Annotated in this window: 18 protein-coding genes, 1 tRNA gene and 1 pseudogene; 7 read left to right on the top strand and 13 right to left on the bottom strand. The window is 68.1% G+C overall.

Features of this window, described 5'->3' with window-relative positions; translation table 11 throughout:
• The first annotated feature begins 160 nt into the window (after nt 1-160).
• The 6 genes from AC3A4T_RS10910 (at nt 161) to AC3A4T_RS10885 (ending at nt 8,989) form a co-directional block, all read left to right on the top strand.
• On the top strand, nt 161-3,652 hold the full coding sequence (locus AC3A4T_RS10910) for a lamin tail domain-containing protein (protein ID WP_487675413.1): 3,492 nt from the start codon (nt 161-163) through the stop codon (nt 3,650-3,652).
• Nucleotides 3,653-4,500: 848 nt separating this feature from the next.
• Nucleotides 4,501-5,574: a pyruvate dehydrogenase (acetyl-transferring) E1 component subunit alpha gene (gene pdhA / locus AC3A4T_RS10905; protein WP_487675412.1), complete on the top strand. Its 1,074-nt coding sequence runs from the start codon at nt 4,501-4,503 to the stop codon at nt 5,572-5,574.
• Nucleotides 5,571-6,602 carry an alpha-ketoacid dehydrogenase subunit beta gene (locus AC3A4T_RS10900; RefSeq protein ID WP_487675411.1) on the top strand — a complete coding sequence of 344 codons (1,032 nt, stop codon included), beginning with the start codon at nt 5,571-5,573 and terminating at the stop codon, nt 6,600-6,602. The genes pdhA and AC3A4T_RS10900 overlap by 4 nt, the downstream gene beginning before the upstream one ends.
• Nucleotide 6,603: 1 nt before the next feature.
• Nucleotides 6,604-6,957: an SH3 domain-containing protein gene (locus AC3A4T_RS10895; protein WP_056106072.1), complete on the top strand. Its 354-nt coding sequence runs from the start codon at nt 6,604-6,606 to the stop codon at nt 6,955-6,957.
• Between the two features lie 40 nt (nt 6,958-6,997).
• The gene (locus AC3A4T_RS10890; RefSeq protein WP_487675410.1) at nt 6,998-8,371 is read left to right on the top strand and encodes a dihydrolipoamide acetyltransferase family protein; all 1,374 of its coding nucleotides are present in this window, start codon (nt 6,998-7,000) and stop codon (nt 8,369-8,371) included.
• A gap of 228 nt (nt 8,372-8,599) precedes the next feature.
• A complete protein-coding gene (locus AC3A4T_RS10885) occupies nt 8,600-8,989 on the top strand; it encodes a VOC family protein (RefSeq protein WP_487675409.1) in 390 nt (129 codons plus the stop codon).
• 19 nt (nt 8,990-9,008) lie between these two features.
• On the opposite strand, the gene AC3A4T_RS10880 is transcribed toward AC3A4T_RS10885, so the two are convergent.
• The 5 genes and pseudogenes from AC3A4T_RS10880 to AC3A4T_RS10860 form a co-directional block, all read right to left on the bottom strand.
• Nucleotides 9,009-10,175, bottom strand: coding sequence for a GGDEF domain-containing protein (locus AC3A4T_RS10880; protein WP_487675408.1), 1,167 nt, complete (start codon nt 10,173-10,175; stop codon nt 9,009-9,011).
• 152 nt (nt 10,176-10,327) lie between these two features.
• A complete protein-coding gene (locus tag AC3A4T_RS10875; RefSeq protein ID WP_487675407.1) occupies nt 10,328-11,335 on the bottom strand; it encodes an MBL fold metallo-hydrolase in 1,008 nt (335 codons plus the stop codon).
• Nucleotides 11,336-11,446: 111 nt separating this feature from the next.
• A complete protein-coding gene (locus AC3A4T_RS10870; protein WP_487675406.1) occupies nt 11,447-11,770 on the bottom strand; it encodes a hypothetical protein in 324 nt (107 codons plus the stop codon).
• Nucleotides 11,771-11,813: 43 nt separating this feature from the next.
• On the bottom strand, nt 11,814-12,194 hold the full coding sequence (locus AC3A4T_RS10865) for a YegP family protein (protein ID WP_487675594.1): 381 nt from the start codon (nt 12,192-12,194) through the stop codon (nt 11,814-11,816).
• A 96-nt stretch (nt 12,195-12,290) separates the two neighbouring features.
• Nucleotides 12,291-13,484, bottom strand: a pseudogene (locus tag AC3A4T_RS10860) (tryptophan--tRNA ligase); the annotation flags it as partial.
• A 220-nt stretch (nt 13,485-13,704) separates the two neighbouring features.
• Here AC3A4T_RS10860 and AC3A4T_RS10855 point away from each other — a divergent pair.
• Nucleotides 13,705-14,547 carry a hypothetical protein gene (locus AC3A4T_RS10855; protein WP_487675405.1) on the top strand — a complete coding sequence of 281 codons (843 nt, stop codon included), beginning with the start codon at nt 13,705-13,707 and terminating at the stop codon, nt 14,545-14,547.
• Between the two features lie 231 nt (nt 14,548-14,778).
• Here the strand turns inward: AC3A4T_RS10855 and AC3A4T_RS10850 are convergent, their stop codons facing one another.
• From AC3A4T_RS10850 to plsY, 8 genes are all read right to left on the bottom strand, one after another.
• Nucleotides 14,779-14,979 carry a CsbD family protein gene (locus AC3A4T_RS10850; RefSeq protein WP_036106652.1) on the bottom strand — a complete coding sequence of 67 codons (201 nt, stop codon included), beginning with the start codon at nt 14,977-14,979 and terminating at the stop codon, nt 14,779-14,781.
• 298 nt (nt 14,980-15,277) lie between these two features.
• Nucleotides 15,278-15,427, bottom strand: a complete 150-nt coding sequence (locus AC3A4T_RS10845; RefSeq protein WP_036106649.1) for an entericidin A/B family lipoprotein — start codon at nt 15,425-15,427, stop codon at nt 15,278-15,280.
• Between the two features lie 182 nt (nt 15,428-15,609).
• Nucleotides 15,610-16,533: an arginase gene (gene rocF, locus AC3A4T_RS10840; protein WP_056106082.1), complete on the bottom strand. Its 924-nt coding sequence runs from the start codon at nt 16,531-16,533 to the stop codon at nt 15,610-15,612.
• Between the two features lie 428 nt (nt 16,534-16,961).
• Nucleotides 16,962-17,037: transfer RNA gene (locus AC3A4T_RS10835), tRNA-Thr, on the bottom strand.
• 110 nt (nt 17,038-17,147) lie between these two features.
• The gene (locus tag AC3A4T_RS10830) at nt 17,148-17,999 is read right to left on the bottom strand and encodes an SPOR domain-containing protein (RefSeq protein WP_487675404.1); all 852 of its coding nucleotides are present in this window, start codon (nt 17,997-17,999) and stop codon (nt 17,148-17,150) included.
• A 34-nt stretch (nt 18,000-18,033) separates the two neighbouring features.
• The gene (locus tag AC3A4T_RS10825) at nt 18,034-18,792 is read right to left on the bottom strand and encodes a type III pantothenate kinase (RefSeq protein WP_487675403.1); all 759 of its coding nucleotides are present in this window, start codon (nt 18,790-18,792) and stop codon (nt 18,034-18,036) included.
• The gene (birA, locus tag AC3A4T_RS10820; RefSeq protein WP_487675402.1) at nt 18,789-19,787 is read right to left on the bottom strand and encodes a bifunctional biotin--[acetyl-CoA-carboxylase] ligase/biotin operon repressor BirA; all 999 of its coding nucleotides are present in this window, start codon (nt 19,785-19,787) and stop codon (nt 18,789-18,791) included. The genes AC3A4T_RS10825 and birA overlap by 4 nt, the downstream gene beginning before the upstream one ends.
• Nucleotides 19,787-20,467, bottom strand: coding sequence for a glycerol-3-phosphate 1-O-acyltransferase PlsY (plsY, locus tag AC3A4T_RS10815; protein ID WP_487675401.1), 681 nt, complete (start codon nt 20,465-20,467; stop codon nt 19,787-19,789). Before plsY ends, birA begins: the two co-directional genes overlap by 1 nt.
• Nucleotides 20,468-21,116: the final 649 nt, after the last annotated feature.

Genomic DNA, 21,116 nt, shown 5'->3' with positions numbered 1-21,116 from the left:
GGCGTTCGCGCGGGCCGCTCCGCTGAATGCGCCCGGGCCGGCGCGGCCGGGCTGAGCGTGACCCGCGTCATGCTCCTGCAACGCCAAAAAGTGAGTATTGATGCACAATCCAGCCGTCTGCGACCGGGGAGGTCGGGCAGACGCTCACATGGGGAACCACATGGACAAGCGCACGAGCCGCCTTTTGGCGGCGGCGGTATTGACCTTAGCGGCGGCCGGTTCGGCGCAGGCGCAGGTCGTGATCAGTCAGGCCTACGGCGGCGGCGGCAACAACGGCGCCCGCTACAAGAGCGATTTCATCGAGCTGCACAACAACGGCACCAGCGCCGTTGATCTGAGCGGCTGGAGCGTGCAGTACAACTCGTCCGCCGGCACCGGCGCCTGGCAGCGCACCACGCTGACCGGCTCGATCGCGCCCGGCGGCTACTACCTGATCAAGCAGGCCGACGGCAGCGGCGGCACCGATGTGCTGCCCACGCCCGATGTGGTCGGCACGATCGCGATGTCCGGCAGCGCCGGCAAGGTCGCACTGGTCAACAACGCCACCGCGCTCAGCGGCGCCTGCCCGGCCGGCCGCGTCGACACCGTCGGCTTCGGCAGCGCGACGACCTGCTCGGAAGGCACGCCGACCGCGAACACCGCCAACGCCACCGGCGCGGTGCGCAAGAACAACGGCTGCACCGACACCGACAACAACAGCGCCGACTTCGACATCGTCGAACCGACCCCGCGCAACAGCGCCTCGCCGGTGTTCGCCTGCGCCGGCGGCAATCAGCCGGTGCTGTCGGTCGCCGACGTCTCGCTCGACGAAGGCGACGCCGGCACCACCTCGTTCGTGTTCACCCTGAGCCTGAGCCAGCCGGCCGGCGCGGGCGGCGTGGCCTGGTCGGCCTCGACCGTCGACGGCACCGCCACCGCGGGCAGCGACTACGTCGCCCTGGCCGGCGCCACCGGCACCATCGCCGAGGGCCAGAGTTCGGCCACGGTGACGGTCACCGTCAACGGCGACACCGTCCAGGAACCCAACGAGACCTTCCAGTTGCGGGTCCAGGTCACCAGCGGCGGCCTGCCGGCCCCGCCGGCGTTCGCCCAGGCGACCGCGACCATCGCCAACGACGACGTCACCCTGGTGCCGATCCACGACATCCAGGGCAATGGCGCGACCTCGCCGCTGACCGGCCAGACCGTGACCTTCCAGGGCGTGGTCACCGGCCGCAAGAACAACGGCTTCTTCGTCCAGGCCAGCGACGCCGAGGCCGACGCGGATCCGGCGACCTCCGAAGGCATCTACGTGTTCACCAGCACCGCGCCGACCGCGGCGGCCACGGTGGGCAACCGCGTGCGCGTGAGCGGCACCGTGGTCGAGTTCATCCCGACCGCCGACCTGGGCCAGCTGCCGCTGACCGAGATCAGCTTCGCCACCTACACCCAGACCGGCACCGACACCCTGCCGGTGCCGGTGGTGCTGCCGCAGGTGCTGCCGACCTCGCCGCTGGACGCGCTGGAACGCTTCGAAGCCATGCGCGTGGCGATCCCGAGCTTCACCGTGACCGCGCCGACCAAGGGCAGCACCAACGAGCCCAACGCGACCGGCACCAGCAACGGCATCTTCCACGGCGTGATCGGCAGCGTGCCGCGTCCGTTCCGCGAACCGGGCATCCAGCCGGGCACGCCGATCCCGGGCGGCGGCACCTCGCCGCCGATCCCGCGCTGGGACGGCAACGCCGAACTGATGACCGTCGACAGCGACGCGCTCGGCGCGCCGAAGCTGGAAGTGGCCAACGGCGCGGTGATCACCGGCATGACCGGCCCGCTCGACTACGGCTTCCGCCGCTACACCCTGCTGGTCGATCCGGGCGCGACGGTCAACGTCACCCCGGGGCCGGCGCCGCACGCGGCGGTGGAAACCGTCGACCCGAACGCGGTCTCGGTCGCCGGCTACAACCTCGAGCGCTTCTTCGACACCGTCAACGACCCGGCGATCGGCGAACCGATCCTGACCGCGGCCGCGTACGATCTGCGCAAGAAGAAGGCCTCGCTCGGCATCCGCGATTTCCTCAAGACCCCCGACATCCTCGGCGCGGTCGAAGTGGAAAACCTGACCGTGCTGCAGGACCTCGCCGCGCGCATCAACACCGACGCGGTCGCGGCCGGCCAGCCGAACCCGAACTACGTCGCGTACCTGATGGAAGGCAACGACGTCGGCGGCATCGACGTGGGTTACCTGGTCAAGACCGGCGAAGTGCTGCCGGGCAAGCCGCGCGTGCAGGTCGTGTCGGTCGCCCAGGTCGGCAAGGACACGCTGTGGACTGAACCGGCGGGCGGCAGCAGCCTGCTCAACGATCGTCCGCCGCTCGCGCTCGACGCGATCGTGCATTACGCCGACGGCCGCGAGTTCCCGCTCAGCGTGGTGGTCGTGCATCAGCGCTCGCTCAACGGCGCGGAAACCGACGATGCCGACGGCCAGCGCGTGCGCGCCAAGCGTCAGCGTCAGGCCGAGTTCCTGGCGACCTACCTCAACCAGCGCCAGACCGACAACCCGTCCACCCGCCTGATCGTGCTCGGCGACTTCAACGCGTTCGAATTCAACGACGGCTACGTCGACGCGATGAACGTGGTCACCGGCACGCCGAGCCCGGACAACGCCACCGTGGTGCCCGGCGACGGCGCCGATCTGGTCAATCCCGACCTGATCAACCTGGCCAGCATCACCGAGCCGAGCGAGCGCTATTCGTTCGTGTTCGACGGCATGGCGCAGAGCCTGGACCACGTGCTGGTCAACGAAGAAATGGTCGTCAGCACCAGCCGCATCGTGCCGGCGCATGCGCGCATCAACGCCGACTTCCCGGAGGTCAACCGCAACCTGGCCGACTCGCCCTCGCGCCTGTCCGACCACGACCCGGTGGTGACCTACCTGTTCCCGCGCGAAATCGCCGACATCGCGGTCCACGCCAGCGCCTTGCCGGATCCGGTGCCGGTGGGCCAGCCCTACGGTTACGCGGTCAACGTGCGCAACCAGGGCCCCGGGCTCGCCACCGCGGTCGGCCTGGGTCTCGCTCTCGACGCCGAAGTGCCGTCGCTCAGCGTGACCGCCTTCGGCCAGGGTTGGACCTGCGATGCACCGCAGATCGCCGACGGCAAGACCTCGGTCGCCTGCAGCAAGGCGCAGCTGGCGGTGAACACGCAGGACACCTTCTCGCTGTCGGCCACCGCCACCGCCGACCTGGTCGGCAAGACGGTCAAGCTCGCGGTCGCCGGCACCACCACCTCGCAGGACCTGGTCGCCGCCAACGACAGCGCCGAAGCCTCCGTCGCCATCATCGCCGCCGGTCCGCCGGCCACGCCGATCGGCAACGGCCAGAGCGTGCTGGTGTCCGGCGCGGCCAACGAAGCGCGCGTGTATCGCATCGACGTGCCGGCCGGTGCGCGCAACCTGCGCATCGTCACCGTCGGCGGCAGCGGCGACATCGCCCTGTACGCCAAGCGCGGCAGCGCGCCGACCGCGAGCGACTACGACCAGCGTTCGATCCGCACCGGCAACAACGAAGTGATCCTGATCGGCGCGCCGCAGGCCGGCAGCTGGTTCATCACCGTGCTCGGCGGCGCTAACGCCTTCGCCAACGTGTCGCTGCGTCCGAGCTTCGTGCCCTGATCGCGATCGACTGATACATCGCTGTACGCACCACCTCGACCCCGGCCTTGCGCCGGGGTCTTTTTTTGCCTCGGCGATTGTGTCGAGCGAATGTCGTTGCGATGCGATGCCGTGATCGCCGAGATGCCGAAGCGATGCTCGAACCATTGGGTCTGACGGCATGAATCATCGTGTCGCGTTCGCTCGCACCGCCAACATCGTCGACTCGTCCAACGCGCCCGCTTCGTCGGTTCGCTGCGTCCGCCTGCCCCATCGTCCCCACCGCGATGCTTGACCGCTTTGCCGCAACAGCCGTTTCGAACGCGCCGCCGCGTACGCAACTGTCATCGATATCCATACCGCGCCGTGCTGTTCGGTTTCCGCGCAGGATCGAAACCAGATCACATTCAGCAAGACGATTCGCGATGCGTCGCGACACTCGCAAGCAGCGCGAACACGGCGCGCGACTAGCGCAATCCAGGCCTGCGCGCAAACCCGCGTCGCCAACGCAAGTCGCGACGCCATAACGAAATTCCGATCCGTCATCATCCGCGCGGCGCGTTTGAATTCCGGGCGAGTTCACGAAATCGGTGATTTCGCCGCACGCCTCCCGACGCCTAGCGGGTTTCCGCGCGCAATGCATGCCGCAGCGCGCAACGGCGCTTAACACGCGTTTGGGTATCATCCGCGCCATGACGCAGCGCCCCAGGCCGGAAGGCCACGGGCGCTGCGGCTTTAGCCCGGCCCGGCTGACTCCGCACTGGAACGGAGAACCGGACCCAGCCGTCTGAAGCTGACCAGCGCGCCCGGCACTGGATCCGGGACCGGAACGATTCGGACCTCATCCCCACCCGTGAGGACCCTTCCCGATGACCGTCGCCGCGACGTTCGAAATCGAATACCTGCAATACCTCGGTGCCGACGGTAAGCCCGTCGCCGAGATCCCGGCCGCGTTCAAGGACGCGAACACCTTGCTGCCGCTGTTCAAGCAGATGCTGTTCGTGCGCACCTTCGATACCAAGGCCATCGCGCTGCAACGCACCGGCAAGCTCGGCACCTATGCCGCCTGCCTGGGCCACGAAGCCACCCATGTCGGCATCGGCGCATCGATGCAACCTGATGACGTGTTCGCGCCGAGCTATCGCGAATACGGCGCCCAGTTCATGCGCGGCGTGCAACCGCGCGAAGTGCTGATGTACTGGGGCGGCGACGAACGCGGCAACGACTTCGCCGGTCCGCGCAAGGACTTCGCCTGGTCGGTGCCGATCTCCACCCAGTGCCTGCACGCGGCCGGCGCCGCATTGGCGTTCAAACTGCGCAAGGAGCAAAACCTCGCGGTCGCCTGCTGCGGCGACGGCGGTTCGTCCAAGACCGACTTCTACGCCGCGCTCAATTCCGCCGGCGCGTACGAACTGCCGCTGATCCTGTGCGTGATCAACAACGGCTGGGCGATCTCGGTGCCGCGCAAGGCGCAGACCGGCGCCAAGACGCTCGCGCAGAAGGGCCTGGCCGGCGGTCTGCATTGCCTGCAGGTCGACGGCAACGATCTGATCGCCGTGCTCGAAGGCATGCGCCGCGCCGCCGAACTGGCGCGCAGCGGCGGCGGCGGCAGCGTGATCGAATTCCTCACCTACCGCCTGCACGATCACACCACCGCCGACGACGCGCGCCGCTACCGCGACGACGCCGAAGTGAAAGATGCCTGGACGCGCGACCCGATGCCGCGCCTGCGCACCTATCTCACCGATCAGGGCGTGTGGAGCGAAGAACTCGAAAAAGCCTGGGCCGAGGAATGCGGCAAGAAGGTCGACGTCGAGATCAACGCCTACCTGGAAACGCCGGTGCAGCCGGTGGAAGCCATGTTCGATTACCTGTACGGCGACATGCCTGCGGATCTGCAGGCGCAACGCGCCGAAGTACTTGCTCTGGAGGGTCGTCGATGAACGTCGCGACGAAAGCCAACGTGGATACGAGTCAGCCGGTCGCCACGCCCGCCGCGATCACTTTGATCGAAGCGATCACCCAGGCGCTCGCCTACGAGATGCGCCACGACAACACCGTGCTGGTGCTCGGCGAAGACGTCGGCGTCAACGGCGGCGTATTCCGCGCCACCGCCGGCCTGCAGCAGATCTTCGGCAGCGAGCGCGTGCTCGACACGCCGCTGGACGAAACCACCATCGCCGGCCTCACCGTCGGCCTGGCCGCGCAGGGCATGAAGCCGGTCGCCGAAGCGCAGTTCGACGGCTTCGTCTATCCGATGCTCGATCACATCATCTGCCACGCCGCGCGTTTCCGGCACCGCACCCGCGGCCGCCTGACCTGCCCGATGGTGCTGCGGGTGCCGTGGGGCGGCGGTATCCGCGCGCCGGAGCATCACAGCGAAGCCAACGAATCCTTGTTCACCAACGTGCCGGGCCTGCGCGTGGTGCTGCCGTCCTCGCCGGCGCGCGCCTACGGCCTGTTGCTGGCGGCGATCCGCGATCCCGATCCGGTGATCTTCTACGAACCCAAGCGCATCTATCGCCAGTACAAGGAAGTGGTCGCCGACGACGGCGAAGCGCTGCCGCTGGACGTGTGCTACGTGCTGCGCGACGGCACCGACATCACCCTGGTCAGCTGGGGCGCGCAGGTCAAGGAAACCCTGGAAGCGGCCGAGAAACTGGCCGGCGAAGGGATCAGCTGCGAAGTGATCGACGTGGCCACGCTCAAGCCGCTGGACTTCGCCACGATCGCCGAATCGGTCGCCAAGACCGGCCGCTGCGTGATCGTGCACGAAGCCCCGCGCACCGCCGGCTTCGGCGCCGAGATCGCCGCGCGCCTGGCCGAGGAGTCGATGTACGACCTGCTCGCGCCGGTCGAACGGGTCACCGGCTACGACACCCACATCCCGCTGTTCCGCCTGGAAATGAAGTACCTGCCGAGCGTCGACAAGATCGTCGCGGCGGCCAAGCGCGCGCTCGGCCATGGCTGAGATGCGCGCGCTCGTGGTCGCCGATTACCGCACCAAGTATCACGATCCCATCCGCTTCGAGGCGGGTGAGATCGTGCACCTGGGCGAACGCGACCACGAGTGGCCCGCTTACGTGTGGACCCGCCTGGCCGACGACCGCGCCGGCTGGGCGCCATGCGATCTGCTGCGCCCGCTCGACGCCGAACGCGCCGAAACGCTGGCCAGCTACGACGCGCGCGAACTCGACGTGTCGGTCGGCCAGTCGCTGCGATTGCACGACGAACTCGGCGGCTGGTGGTGGGCGCAACGCGAGGACGGCGCGCAGGGCTGGGTGCCCGCGCGCCATCTGCAAGTCATCCAGGACGATGCGTCGTGACGCCGCGTCCCAACTCCCTATTTCAGAGACGAACCCGTTTATGAGCGATACCAAGACCTTCCTGCTTCCCGATCTCGGCGAAGGCCTGCCGGACGCGACCATCGTCGAATGGGCGGTCAAGGTCGGCGACACCATCCGCCTCGACGACACCCTGGTGTCGATGGAGACCGCCAAGGCCGTGGTCGAGGTGCCCTCGCCCGTGTCGGGCAAGGTGCTCAAGCTGGCCGGCGCGGCCGGCGATATCGTCGTCACCGGCACCATGCTGGCCGAGTTCGAACTCGACCTCAGCCAGCCGCAGCGCGCCGACGGTCAGGACACTGGGCACAACCACGGTCATGCCGCGCCCGCGGCAGCCGCTGCACCGGCGCCGGCCGCGGCCGCCGAACCGGTTGCCGCGGCCAAGCCCGCGGAAGCCACCGAACGCGCCGACAGCGGCACCGTGGTCGGGGCGATGCAGTCCTCCGATGCGGTGCGCAGCGAACAGGCCGTCGCGGTCGGCGGCGTCAAGGCGATGCCGGCGGTGCGCGCGCTCGCGCGCAAGCTCGGCGTCGACCTGAGCCGCGTGCGCGCCACCGGCAACGATGGCGTGGTCACCAACGACGACGTCAAGCGCGCCGCCGCCGACGGTTCGGCCAAGGTCGGTTCGGCGCCGACCGCCGCGGTCGCTGCACCGGCGCAGAATCGCGCTCCCGTCGCTGAAGCGCCGGCCGCCTCGCGCAGCACCCTGTCGCAGGCCGGCCGTCCGATGCGCACCCAGCCGCCCGGCGTGGCCGCGAGCGGCCAGCCCGAACAGCTCAAGGGCGTGCGCCGCAACATGGCGCGAGTGATGGCCGACGCGCACAGCAAGGTCGTGCCGACCACGCTTGCCGACGACGCCGACATCCACGCCTGGGCACCGGGCAACGACATCACCGGCCGCCTGGTCCGCGCCATCGTCACCGCGTGCAAGGCGGTGCCGGCGCTCAACGCCTGGTTCGACGGCGACAAGCTCACCCGCACCCTGCATCCGCATGTCGACATCGGCATCGCCGTGGACACCGACGACGGCCTGTTCGTGCCGGCGCTGCGCAATGCCGACGTGCTCGACACCCGCGGCGTGCGCGAAGCGATTAATCGCCTGCGCGTGCAGGTCCAAGACCGCAGCATCCCGGCGTCGGAACTGACCGGCTACACGATCTCGCTGTCGAACTTCGGCATGTTCGCCGGCCGCTACGCCACCCCGGTGGTGGTGCCGCCGACCGTGGCGATCGTCGCCGCCGGCAAGGGCCGTCACCAGATGACCCCGGTGATGGGCGGCTTCGAATCGCACAAGGTCATTCCGTTGTCGTTGACCTTCGACCACCGCGCCTGCACCGGCGGCGAAGCCGCGCGCTTCCTCAAGGCGATGATCGACGATCTGGCCCGCGCCAACTGATCGACCCGCGCGGCGCCGGTCCCTCGCGGGCCGGCGCCCGCCTCGCGACACCTTGCATGAGCGCGAATACCCGGCGCGCTGAGTGCGCGCGGTTCGCGAGCAAAACCGATGCGATGGCCGCGCAAGAAAAATCGCGCGCGAACTGCGACCGCTTCGACACCCGGACACTTCCGCATTCGCCGCCCGCGCGGCAGTCTGTCGCTCGACCTCGGACAACGGAGCGACGACATGGCCCACCGCAGCCGCCTGGCCGGCTTCATCATCGATTGTCAGACCGGCGAGATCGACCCCGCCGCGGATTTCTGGAGCGGCGCGCTCGGCCTGGCCCGCGGCGAAACCGACGAAGACGATGGCGACGGCGCGCAATACGCGCAGCTCGCCAACACCGCCGACGAGCTTTACGTCGCGGTGCAGAAGGTCGCGCATCCCTCGCGCGTGCACCTGGACATCGAAAGCGACGACATCGAAGCCGAAGCCGATCGCCTGGAAAAACTCGGCGCCACCCGGGTCGAATTCATCAAGCGCTGGTGGGTGATGCAGGCCCCGACCGGCCATCGCTTCTGCGTGGTGCAGATGAAGCACCCCGAGCGCGGACCGCCGCCGAATCAGTGGGATTGAACGCGCGCGCGGCGCGCGCTCAACTGTCGTCGACCACCAGCCGATCGCGCCCCGCCGCCTTCGCGCGGTACAAGGCCTGATCGGCGCGATCGAACACCTGCTCGGGCGCATCGCGTCCGGGCTCGCCGCCGGCCACGCCGATCGACACGGTCAGCGCGAACGGCAACGACGAACGCGCGACGCGCTGGCGGATGCGTTCGCCGATTTCGCTGGCGGTGGCCAGACGCGTGCCCGGCAGCACCACCAAAAATTCTTCGCCGCCGTAGCGCACCGCGACATCGTCTTCGCGTATCGACGCGGCCACCGCGTCGGCCACCGCGCGCAAGGCGCGATCGCCGAGCAGATGGCCGTGGCGATCGTTGACCTGTTTGAAGTGATCGACGTCGATCACCATCAGGGTGTAGGCAGCGCGACCCAGGCGCTGCATCGCGTCCGGACTGTCCTGCAATTGCGCCAACGCGCTGCGATTGAGCAGGCCGGTCAGCGCATCGTGGCTGGCGCTGTGCTGCAGCAGGTCGTGACGCCGCTGCAGGTCGGCCTGCGCGCTTTCCAGTTGCCGGGCGAAGGCCTCGCGCTCGGACAACAGGCGGCGCTGTTCGATGGCATACCGGCGAAGTTCGAACAGATGCTGGATCTGCCGCGCCAGCGCGGCCAGGCCGTCGGCCTGGGCCGCCGACAGCGCGCGCGGTTGAGTGTCGAGGACGCACAGGGTGCCGAGCGGATGACCGTCGGGGCTCATCAGGGCCGCGCCGGCATAGAAACGCAGCGCTTGCCCGCCTTGCAGGCTCAGGCCGAGCGCGGCGAAACGCGGGTCCTGGGCGACGTCGCCGATCAGCAGCAGGCGATCGGGCCGGGCCTGTCCGATCAGTTGATGGCAGATCGAATGCGAGCGCGGCAATTGCTCGGCGTCTACCCCATGCCGCGCCTTGAACCAGACCCGCTCGCGATCGATCAGGGCGATCGCCGCGCCTTGGGTGCCGCACAAGGTCGCGGCGAGCCGGACCAGATCGTCGTAGGCCGCCTCCGGCACGCTGTCGAGCAGGCCGTAGGACTCCAGCGTGGATTGACGGCCGTCGTCCTCACCAGGCGAACGCGGCGGCGAATCGGCCGCGGGCGCGAGGGCATCGTCCTGCGCGGGCGGGCCCGGGATCGACAGCGGCAGGAAATGACGGAGTCGCAGCGGCACGACGGGCATCGGCGATATAGGGGGGAGAGATGCTACGTGGTCTCGCTCAAGCTACCCCGGAGACGATTCAATGCCCGTGACGGCCGCGCGGCCTGATCGTGGCGCTCCGGCGTCGGTTCAGCAAAATCGGCCCTGGCGAGGGCCGCGACCGCTCAGCCGCGCCGATCCAGCCAGACCTCCAGGCCCTGGGCGTTGAGCTCGATGTCGACCGCCAGCACCGCCCGCATCTGCGCCGGGCTCAGCGCGCTGCCGTGCGCCTGCGCGCGCGCCAGGAAGTAATCGGCCAGCGCCGCGACCAGGCGCGCATGCCGGTCGCCGCCGGCCGCCGACGCGGCGCGCGCCAGCCGCACCATCGCGTCGATCTGTTCGATCAATTCGGCGCCGAGCCGCTGCACATCGCCGACCCGACCGTAGTGGGTCAGGTACATCGCCTCGGGATCGCGCGCCAGCAAGGTGCGGATCGAGGTCTTGAGCGGCTCGGGTTCGAACTGCACCGGCGAACTGGTCGGCAGCACGAACGGGCCTCGCGGCGCATCGAATTCGCGATACGACAGGCCGAAGGTGTCGCCGGTGAACCAGCCGCGGCTGCGCTCGTCCCACACGCACAAGTGATGGCGCGCATGCCCGGGTGTGTCCACGCACAGCAGCGGTCGCCCGGCGAGATCAACGACATGGCCGTCCTTGGCGACGACCACGCGTTCGGCCGGAATCGGCACGATCTGCCCGTAACTGCGCTCGATTTCCTCGGCACCGTAGACCGCGGTGGCGCCGGCCACCAGCACCGAGGGATCGATCATGTGCGGCGCGCCGCGCGGATGCACGACCGCGCGTGCATTCGGCAGGCGCTGCATCAGCGCGCCGGCGCCGCCGGCGTGATCGAGGTGCACGTGGGTGAGGATCAGCCAGTCGACCTCGGCCGGCGTCAGCCCCTGCCGCGCGAGCGCGTCGAGCAGGGCCGGGATCGAATGCTGGGTGCCGCAATCGACGAAGGCGGCGCGGCCGTTTTCGACGATCAGATAGGCCGCGTCGAACACCGGACGATGAAAGCCGGTGTCGACGGTGACGATGCCGTGCGAGTCGGCTGCGTGCGAGTCGGCTGGGTGCGAAGCCGCGGCTTGCTCGGAAGCGGCGTGCGTGCTCGGATCGGAAGCTGAGGTCATGGCAGAGAATCGGGCTGTGACTGGCTTGCAGTCTATGCCTTCATGGCGCGCCGCCGCGATGCGGCTTTCGTAGGCATCATTTCGCGGTTTCGTCAGCGGTTTCGCTTGTTCTCACTCGCGATGATCGACCACCCCGCGCAACCAGCGCCAACGCACCAAGCACGCGATCGCCAGCACCAGCAGGAACACGCCATAACCCAGCGAGGTGGCGAGAATCTGCGGCCACATCGCGCCGTGCCCGCGTCCGGCATGCAGGTGCGCCCAATGCACGGCGAGCACGAACGCGCACACCGACACCGCCAACGACACCGCATCGAACAACTTGCGCGCCGGGTTGCGCGGCCGGCGCGGATACAGCCAGAACAAGGCGCCGAGGATCGCGAACCACGGCAGGAACAGGATCAGCGCCAGATTGAGTTCGACGAAGCGACTCATGGCTGGGGTCGAACGGAAAAATTTTCAATGACCGGACTCACAATCAGGTCCTGTCTTCCAACGGAGAGTTCTTCGCGTTTATGTTTACAGAAGCAATTCCATTTTCTCTCGCTGCATCCGAATTATATAACTCGCTCGTACCAATTATCTGATGATTGGCCGCCTTCAAAACAAAGTAGGGTTTGTTGCTCGACGACAATTTTTTCTCAAATCTAGCAGGCATCTCCGCATTGGACCGAACCGCTTCAATTCCATTCAAGCAGGACTCTTTCGTACTGTAGCTTTCGCTCGAGAGTATGGTCTCTCCGTTACCAGCCTTAAGAACAAAGTGATACTGCCCATTGCTCTGTCGCGATACAACGTAGCGGCCACTGAGGCGTGGCTTCAGATATCGCTCAGCTTCTTGCGGAGTCGCGTTTTTCATCACGCCACTGAAAACACCGAGAGCTTCTCCATTTCGCGTCAAGAGCAATTGATCCTGAAGTTCCTGCAGCCCAAAAAAATCCAATCCAAGCAGCGCCAGCTCACTTATAAGCGCATTAGCAACTTTCGCATCACTAAACTCTTTTGAGACAAACATCTCCTGTCCAGCCTCGTTTGAAATTCGAAACCTGAACATTCCACTCTTTTCCCTGAAGGGAACGGCTTTAAATCCGGGAAGTGTCGGAGTGCGTACAGCCTTTTTGTCCTGTTTGACAATCGCCTGCGACAGATCGCGCAAGCCGACCGCCGCGCGCAGGCGCTTCATGGTCGAATGCGCGTAACGCTCGCGTACCCGGCGCGCGCCGTCGATCAGGATCGCTTCGATCTTGTGCGGCTGCGCGATCAACGTTTCGTACTTCTCGCGCAGCGGAGAGATTTCCGCGTCGATGCGTTCGAACAAGGCCTGCTTCGCCTCGCCCCAGGCGATGCCGTCGGCGAACGCGCGCCGCATCGCTTCGGTTTCGTCCACGCTCGCGAACGCCTGATAGATCTGGAACAGCGCCGAGCCTTCGGTGTCCTTCGGCTCGCCAGGCATGCGCGAATCGGTGACGATCGAATAGATCAATTTCTTCAACTGCTCGCGCGGCGCGAACAACGGAATGGTGTTGTCGTAGCTCTTGCTCATCTTGCGGCCGTCCAGGCCCGGCAGGGTCGCCACGCTTTCCTCGATCAGCGCCTCGGGCAGGACGAAATGCTCGCCGTACAGATGATTGAAGCGCTGGGCGAAATCGCGCGCCATCTCGATATGCTGGACCTGATCGCGGCCGACCGGAACCTTGTGCGCGTTGAACACCAGGATGTCGGCCGACATCAGCACCGGGTACATGAAAAGACCGGCATTGATGGCCGCGTCGTCGTCCTCGCCCTCGGCGCGGTTCTTGTCGACCGCGGCCTTGTAGGCGTGCGCGCGGTTGAGGATGCCCTTGCCGGCGACACAGGTCAGGAACCAGCTCAGCTCCGGAATCTCGACGATTTCGCTCTGCCGGTAGAACCACACCTTGGCCGGGTCCAAGCCGCAGGCCAGCCACGCCGCGGCGATCTCCAGGGTCGAGCGCTGCACGCGCTCAGGTTCGGTCACCTTGATCAGCGCATGCAGGTCGGCGAGGAAATAGAAACTCTCCACGTCCGGCGTGAGGCTGGCGGCGACCGCCGGGCGGATCGCGCCGACGTAGTTGCCGAGGTGGGGAGTGCCGGAGGTGGTGATGCCGGTCAGGACGCGGGTCTGGGTCATGGTGAATCGCGGGTGGATCGTGGCCGGCCAGTGTACCCGCTGACCGCCGCGGCCGACCTCTGAGCCGGGCCGCCCACCGGGCTATCCGCCTGAGCGGCAGCTGAGCGCCGTCGGCCGGCTAGGCCGCGCGAGCGGGCCTGTGATCGCAGCCACAACCCCGTTTCGATCGGGCAGGCGTTTGCAGGATCGACCACCTCATCGACCCACCAGGAGACCCGCCATGTTCCGCTCGCTAGTCCTGCTCGTCGGCGCCGCATTGACCGCAAGCGCCTGCACCCCGAGCTACGCCCGCCCGCTGGTCGATGTCGCCGTGGTCGACCGCGACAACGGCGACTGGCTGCCGAGCTGGCCCCATCGCGGCCAGCAGTGGATCGCCGGCACCCCGGGCCATCGCTATTCGGTGCGCCTGACCAACACCACCGGCCAGCGCGTGCTGGTGGTGCTGTCGGTCGACGGCGTCAACGCGGTCAGCGGCCAGACCGCCAACCCCTCGCAGGCCGGTTACGTGCTCGATGCGTGGCAGTCCACCGAAATCAACGGCTGGCGCAAGTCGCTCGACGACGTGGCCCAGTTCGTGTTTACCGATCTGCCCGACAGCTACGCCGCGCGCACCGGCCGGCCCGACAACGTCGGCGTGATCGGCGTGGCGGTGTTCGAGGAGCGCGCTTATCGCCAACCGCCGCGTCCGTATCCGTATCCCTACCCGTATCCGCCGATGGCGCGCGAAGGCGAAGCGGCCAAGGCCGAGCGCCGCGCATCGGGCAACGCCGCGCCCGCGCCGGCGGCGAGCGAGATCGGCCGCGAATCGGCCGCCGCCGACGCGGCCGCGCAATCGATCGGCACCGGTCACGGTTCGCGCGAATGGTCGCCGGTGTCGCAGACCCAGTTCGTGCGCGCCTCGCGTTCGCCCGCGCAGGTCCTGCAGTTGCGCTACGACGATTACCGCAGCTTGGTCGCGCGCGGGGTGGTGCCGCGTTATCGCGATCCGTACTACCGCAATCGCAACGAACCCAACGCGTTTCCGAGCGGCTTCGTCGCCGATCCGCCGTCGCGCGGTTGGTGAGCGGGAATCGGGAATCGGGAATCGGGAATCGGGAATCGGGAATCGGGAATCGGGACGAGTCTTGCCTGGCTTGGAAACACACGCAATAAAAACGGGCCGGATTCGCATCCGGCCCGCTTCTCCTCGTACCTCGCACCGGTGGCTGTCCACAACTGCGCCGATGCGACTGGCGCGCGGCGCGATCAGCAGGTTTGATCGGCGCCGCTGATTACACCATCCAGACCCGTCGGGTCAGTTCAAGGTCTTGCCGAACTCGCGCACTTCCTTCTCGGCGCGGTCTTTTTCCCAGCCATAGCGTTCCTGCAGCTTGCCGGCGAGGTATTCGGAGTTGCCCTCGGCGACATCGAATACGTCGTCGGTCAGGTCGCCCCACTTCGCCTTAGCCTTGCCTTTGATCTGGGTCCACTTGCCGGCAATGATGTCTTTGTTCATCGATGTCCACTCCTTCAGTTGGGGGATTCGGATTCGGCGCCGCGCACTGCGTCGTGTCGACCGCGTCGTGCGTGATCGGCCTGCCGAGATCACGAGGCCAGCTTCGCAGCCGCGACATTCGCATCCGATCACGATTGCGTTAGCCCGGACTTGATGTCGATGAACGAAGTGAATCCTTCAGCCGCAAACTGAGCGCTGAGTGGCGTAACCATCGTCGTCGCGCGGTTTCGAACCAAACATCAGGCAAACAAAAAGGCCGGATCGCTCCGGCCTTTTTGCTTATAGCGGTTCGCGCTGCTTACTTGCCGTCGCGTACTTCTTCGGCCTTCTGCTCGACCTTCTCGCCGGCCTTCTTCACGTCCTTACCGGCGCCGGCCACGGTGTTGCAAGCACTCAGGGTGCCCATCGAAAACAGGGCCAGCAGCAACAGGGCAGTCAAACGCTTCATAGAATCTCCTTGGTCATAGCGGCCGCGCCACTCGTCGCGTCCTGGAGCCGATCAGACGCGAATGAACGTGAAGCCCGCGTGGAGTGAGGCGCGAAAGCCACGCGAAACAATGCCTTACATGGGTTCACCGTGTCCGGCGTCAGCCGCGATTCATCGCCGCGGCCGCCATCGACGCGTTTGCCTTACTCGCGCATCAAGGTGGATTTTCCGAACAGGCTTTCGACCAGGTCCACCGACAGCTTGGCGGTGCGGTTGCGCTTGTCGAGGATCGGATTGAGTTCGACGATGTCCAGCGACGCGAGCCGTCCGCTGTCGGCGATCATCTCCATCACCAACTGCGCTTCGCGATAGTTCGGCCCGCCCGGCACCGTGGTGCCCACACCAGGCGCGATGCTCGGATCGAGGAAGTCGACGTCGAAGCTGACATGCAGATGGGTGTTGTCGTCCACGCCTTCCAGCGCTTCCTCCATCACCCGCTTCATGCCGATCTCGTCGATGTAGCGCATGTCGTACACGTCCAGGCCGTGTTGCTGGATCAATTGCTTCTCGCCCGGATCGACCGAGCGGATGCCGATCTGGCGAATGTCCTCGGCGCGCATCGCCGGCGCCGGGCCGCCCAGCGTGGTCAGTTCCTGCGGGCCGATGCCGCACAGGCACGACACCGGCATGCCGTGGATGTTGCCCGACGGCGTGACCTGGCTGGTGTTGAAGTCGGCGTGCGCATCAAGCCACAGCACGCGCAGTTGCTTGCCGGTTTCGCGGCAGTAGTTCGCCACCGCGGTGATCGAGCCCAGCCCCAGGCAGTGATCGCCGCCGAGCAGGATCGGCATGCGCCCGGCGCGCAGTTCCGCGCCGACCGCGTCCATCACCAGACGGTTCCAGGTCACCACTTCGGGCAGATGGCGATAGCCTTCGACCGGTTTCTGCCAGGGATTGCGCGGGCCGTCGAGATTGCCGCGATCGACCACGTCGACGCCGCGCGCGACCAGGGCTTCGCCGAGGCCGGCGATGCGCAGGGCTTCGGGCCCCATACGCGCGCCGCGGTGGCCGGCGCCGACGTCGGTCGGCGCACCGATCAACGAAACCGGGGGATAGGTACGACTCATAAGGATGTCCTCTGCCGCGCTGGCTGACGGATGAGCGCGCGGCATCGATAGGTGAACGCGGACGATGCCCGCGGCATCGCGCGATCGCCGCAACAGGGCCGTTGCGGCCGCCGACGATGGGGGCATTCTAGTGCCTAAGCGCGAACTGGGCTTAACCGTGAAGGTGTGCGCAAAAACGCGGGTGTGAATGGCGAATGCGTCGCTTCGTGGCGAGGCGAGGCGATTGCGCCGTGAGGCCAGGCGCGGGTGTCGGGAGTTTGCTGTTCTTGGTTTCGCTGGCGCGGGGCGCGAGCTGGACGCGGCATGCTGAGCCGATGTGCTTGCTCGGATGCGGTTGGGGGGTGTGGCCGGGAGTGCGGCCGGAATTGGCGCGGCCTTCGGATGCGGTGGCCGGGCGGTTGTTTTTCTCGGACTCACTTGGATTCACGTGGTGCCGCTTGTCCGAATCGAACGGACGACCGCTCGCTTACAAGGCGAGTGCTCTACCAACTGAGCTAAAGCGGCAGCTTGACGTGACGGGCGACCAGCGAGCGGATCGATGGCGCCGGCGCATTCTATCGCGCCCGGGTCTCATCGCGACAGCGCGACGCGTGCGGGCTGCGAATGGGCCGCGATCAACCCAGACCGGCGCAGGAACGGCCGCGCCAGCGCGAGGCGCCGGCGGCGCGGCGCAATGCATCGCCGTTGGAGGTGGTGGTGGCGACGTCGATCCAGGTCGGGCCTTCGCCGCTTTCGCCGAGCGCTTCGACCCGCGCGCTGAAGCCGGCCGCGCTCAACTCGGCGCCGCGCTTGCGCGCCGATTCCTCGCTGCGGAAACGGCCCAGGGCGATGGCGTTGGCTTCGCTGCCGCTCATCACGAACAGATCGCTGAAACCGGCCGCGCGGATGCGCTGCGCGGTGGCCTGCGCGGCCTCGGCGCTGGCCTGCGGCATGTACACGCGCCAACCGCGTGCATTGCCGGTGCCGGCCTGAGTGCGCGTGGCCAGTTTCTGCGCCAGCGGCTGCAGCTTGGCGCGTGCCTCGGCGGCCGCGGCGGTATCGGCGAACGGCCCGACGCTGAAGCATTGCGGCTTGGCTTCGGGCGGTGGTGCGATCGGCGCGGGCGTGCCGACGGGAGTGGTCGGCAACGGCGTGGCCGTCGCTACCGTGGCGGCCGCAGACGGCGTTGCGGCTGGCGGCGTCTGCGGTTTCTCCGCCGCCGGGACCGGCGCCGAATTCACGGGCGCGGCCGACGCGGGCTGCGGCGCCGACGATGCCGCCACCGGCGCGGCGGCGTCCGTCGTCTTCGGCGGCGTAACGGCTTGCGGCTTAGCCGCGCTGCGCGGTTCGTCGACCATCTGCAGCCGCGCCACGCCGGACGGAAGTTGTTCGCGCGGCGGCGCGGGCGGCGCGGGTCGCGCGATCCACCACGCGGCGACGCCGAGGTTGAGCGCGATCAGCAGGACGATGAGGGCACGAACGAGCATGCGTCGATTCTAGCCTGCCCGATCGCCGCCCCGCTCAAGGCGAAGTTTCGATTCCGGCCCAGATCGCGAGACCTTCCAGCACCAAGGTCGGCGCGGCGATCGGCGCAGGCAGCGCGGCGGCGAGCGCGTCGCTGCCGCCGCCGTGCAGCAGCAACTGCGGCACGGTGCCCAGCTTCAACTTCGCCACGGTCAGGCTGCGCTCGATCAGCGCCAACGCCGCGCCGTCGCAGCCCGACGCCAGCGCATCCTCGGTGTCGGCGGCGAACGACATGCGCTGACCGCCGAGTTCGGGCAACTGCGGCGCGCGCCCATGCAGCGCTTCGCGCATCAGCGTCGGCGACGGCGCGATCAGGCCGCCGTGATGCAGGCCGTCGGCGTCGAGCAGGTCGATGGTCAACGCGGTGCCGACCCCGCAGATCAAGGCCGCGCCTTCGCCGCGCGCGTGCGCGCCCAGCAAGGCGAGAAAGCGGTCGACGCCGAGCTTGCGCGGGTCGGCATAGGCGATGCGCACGCGGCCGAAGCCGTCGAGTTCGAAACTCGGCTGAGTACGCGCGATCGAGATCCGTCCGCAACGTTCGGTCAACGCCTGCAATACCGCCATGCGCAGCGCCGGATGGGCGACGCTGGCCAGATAGGCGACCTCGATGCGCTCGTCCGGCAAGGCCTCGGCCAAGGCCGCGGCGACGTCTTCCTCGCGATGCGGCAGCGCCAGCGCCGGGCCGGGACGGCCATGCGCATCCAGCGGCGCGCACTTGAGCCGGGTATTGCCCAGATCGAACAGCCAGGCGCTCATCGCGCGTCTCCCGCGCCACGGCGCACGCTGACTTCGCCGGCATGGAAGCGGCGTTCTTCGCCGTCGGCCAGACGCACCCGCAAGGCGCCGTCGTCGGCCAGACCGATCGCGGTGCCGACGTGATCTGCCTGCGCGCCGTGGACGGTCACCGCCTGCCCGGCCAAGGCGTCGAACGCGGCGTAGCGATCGATGAAAGGCGCCAGGCCGGACGCGTCGAATTCGTCCAGCGCCGGCAGCAGGCTGTCAAGTAAGGCGGCGGCGACGGCGTTGCGCGACAACACGCGTTGCGACACGAGCATCGCCAAGTCACACCAGGGTTGATCGATCTGCGCGGCGGCCGCGGCCGGCATGCGCACGTTGAGGCCCAGGCCGATCACCGCCCGCGCCGGGCCGGCGTATTCGCCGCCGCCTTCGATCAACAGGCCGCCGAGTTTGCGCAGGCCGGCGCCGTCGAGCACGACCAGATCGTTCGGCCACTTCAATCGCACGTCGGCATAGCCCAAGCGCTGCAGGGCCTCGACCGCGGCGATGCCGGCGACCAGGCTCAGCCCGCCCAGGCGCGCGAGGCCGCCGCCGAAACTGCGCGACAGCGACAGGTACAGATGCGCGGCCAGCGGCGAAGCCCAGACCCGGCCGCGCCGACCGCGCCCGCCGGTCTGGCGTTCGGCCAGCAGCACCGCGGCGCCCTGCGCGGGCGTGGGCCGGCGCAGCAATTCGCTGTTGGTCGAATCGATCGTCCAGGCCACGTCCAGCGCCGTCAGGCGCGCGCGCGCGTCGGCGTGCATGGCGGCGGTGATCGCCTGCGCGTCGAGCAGATCGAGCGGCTGCGACAAGGCATAGCCACGGCCGGGCTTGGCCTCGATCGCGACCCCGGCTTCGCGCAGGGCCTCGATGCGTTTCCACACCGCGGCGCGGGTCTGCCCGGCCGCGCTGGCCAGCGCGTCGCCGGTGGCGGGACCTTCGATCAGGCGTTGCAGCAGCGCGCGATCGTCCATCAGCTCCGGCGCCAACGGTGCAGCAGGCGCGCGCCGTTGAAGCGCGATTCGGTGCCGGCGCGCAGGCGCGCGAGATTGCCGCGATGGGTGAACACGATCAGCACCGCCGCGGCCAGGGCGAAATACAGCCGCGGCAGCCCGGCATCGCCGAGCCAGGCCAGTACCGGCAGACACAGCGCGGCGATCACCGTGGCCAGGCCGACGTAGCCGCTGAGCAGGATCACTAGCGCCCACACCGCCAGCAGGATCGGCAGCGCGAACGGCCACAGCACCGCCAGCCCGCCGACCAGGGTCGCCGCGCCCTTGCCGCCGCGAAACCCGTGCCAGATCGGCCAGACATGGCCGAGCACCGCGGCGAACGCGGCCAGATACCCGTGCGAGGTGACCGACAAGGCATGCCCGACCGGCGCGTAGCGCAGAGCCAGCCAGGTCGCCAGCGCGCCCTTGCCGATATCGAACACCACCACGGCGGCGGCAAACCGCAGGCCCTGAGTGCGGAAGGCGTTGGTGCCGCCGGCATTGCCGCTGCCCTGGGTGCGGATGTCGACCCCGCGCAGCTTGCCCAGCAGCAGGCTGCCCGACAGCGAACCGATCGCGTAGGCGGCCACCAGCAGCGCCACCGATAGCGGCGCCAGTTGGGTGACCACGGACAATTGCGGAGACAGGAGGTCGAGCTGCATGCGCGGATTATGCGCGAGCCGGCGCGGGTTCGAGCGCGGCCCGGAGCGATTGGCGCTCCGCGCAAACCGGCTGTGGCGTGCGGCTTGTGACCCGCGTGCTGATTGCGTGCACCGCGCGGAGTCGCCGTAGTGGCGGCGGCCGCGTATCCGACTGTAGGAGCTGCGCAAGCTGCGACCGCGAAACCGCGGCCGCGACGATGGCCGCAGGAGCCTGCACCGTGGGCCCATTGGCGCGGTCGCGGCTCACGCCGCTCCTACAGGTAGGCCATGCGAAGTCGGCTGCGTGTCGCGGCCGACGCCGACGACAGCCCCGTATCCGACTGTAGGAGCTGCGTAAGCTGCGACCGCGAAACCGCGGCTACGACGCTGGCTACAGGGACCTGCGCAGCAGCCGCAGTGGCGCGGTCGCGGCTCACGCCGCTCCTACAGGTAGGCCATGCGAAGTCGGCTGCGTGTCGCGGCCGACGCCGACGACAGCCCCGTATCCGACTGTAGGAGCTGCGTAAGCTGCGACCGCGAAACCTCGGCCACGACGTTGGCTGCTGGGGCCTGCGTCGCAGCCGCATTGGCGCGGTCGCGGCTCACGCCGCTCCTACAGGTAGGCCATGGAAAGTCGGTCCCGTGTCGCGGCCGACGCCGACGGTAGCCC

Source organism: Lysobacter sp. Soil_N_51 (assembly GCF_057655755.1).
This window is presented reverse-complemented; position numbering and strand designations above follow the sequence as displayed.

Excerpts from the sequence above, each read along its gene's own strand:
- AC3A4T_RS10910 (WP_487675413.1), top strand. The coding sequence starts at position 161 with ATGGACAAGCGCACGAGCCGCCTTTTGGCGGCGGCGGTATTGACCTTA.
- pdhA (WP_487675412.1), top strand. The coding sequence starts at position 4,501 with ATGACCGTCGCCGCGACGTTCGAAATCGAATACCTGCAATACCTCGGT.
- AC3A4T_RS10900 (WP_487675411.1), top strand. The coding sequence starts at position 5,571 with ATGAACGTCGCGACGAAAGCCAACGTGGATACGAGTCAGCCGGTCGCC.
- AC3A4T_RS10895 (WP_056106072.1), top strand. The coding sequence starts at position 6,604 with ATGCGCGCGCTCGTGGTCGCCGATTACCGCACCAAGTATCACGATCCC.
- AC3A4T_RS10890 (WP_487675410.1), top strand. The coding sequence starts at position 6,998 with ATGAGCGATACCAAGACCTTCCTGCTTCCCGATCTCGGCGAAGGCCTG.
- AC3A4T_RS10885 (WP_487675409.1), top strand. The coding sequence starts at position 8,600 with ATGGCCCACCGCAGCCGCCTGGCCGGCTTCATCATCGATTGTCAGACC.
- AC3A4T_RS10875 (WP_487675407.1), bottom strand. The coding sequence starts at position 11,335 with ATGACCTCAGCTTCCGATCCGAGCACGCACGCCGCTTCCGAGCAAGCC.
- AC3A4T_RS10870 (WP_487675406.1), bottom strand. The coding sequence starts at position 11,770 with ATGAGTCGCTTCGTCGAACTCAATCTGGCGCTGATCCTGTTCCTGCCG.
- AC3A4T_RS10865 (WP_487675594.1), bottom strand. The coding sequence starts at position 12,194 with ATGAAAAACGCGACTCCGCAAGAAGCTGAGCGATATCTGAAGCCACGC.
- AC3A4T_RS10855 (WP_487675405.1), top strand. The coding sequence starts at position 13,705 with ATGTTCCGCTCGCTAGTCCTGCTCGTCGGCGCCGCATTGACCGCAAGC.
- AC3A4T_RS10850 (WP_036106652.1), bottom strand. The coding sequence starts at position 14,979 with ATGAACAAAGACATCATTGCCGGCAAGTGGACCCAGATCAAAGGCAAG.
- AC3A4T_RS10845 (WP_036106649.1), bottom strand. The coding sequence starts at position 15,427 with ATGAAGCGTTTGACTGCCCTGTTGCTGCTGGCCCTGTTTTCGATGGGC.
- rocF (WP_056106082.1), bottom strand. The coding sequence starts at position 16,533 with ATGAGTCGTACCTATCCCCCGGTTTCGTTGATCGGTGCGCCGACCGAC.
- AC3A4T_RS10830 (WP_487675404.1), bottom strand. The coding sequence starts at position 17,999 with ATGCTCGTTCGTGCCCTCATCGTCCTGCTGATCGCGCTCAACCTCGGC.
- AC3A4T_RS10825 (WP_487675403.1), bottom strand. The coding sequence starts at position 18,792 with ATGAGCGCCTGGCTGTTCGATCTGGGCAATACCCGGCTCAAGTGCGCG.
- birA (WP_487675402.1), bottom strand. The coding sequence starts at position 19,787 with ATGGACGATCGCGCGCTGCTGCAACGCCTGATCGAAGGTCCCGCCACC.
- plsY (WP_487675401.1), bottom strand. The coding sequence starts at position 20,467 with ATGCAGCTCGACCTCCTGTCTCCGCAATTGTCCGTGGTCACCCAACTG.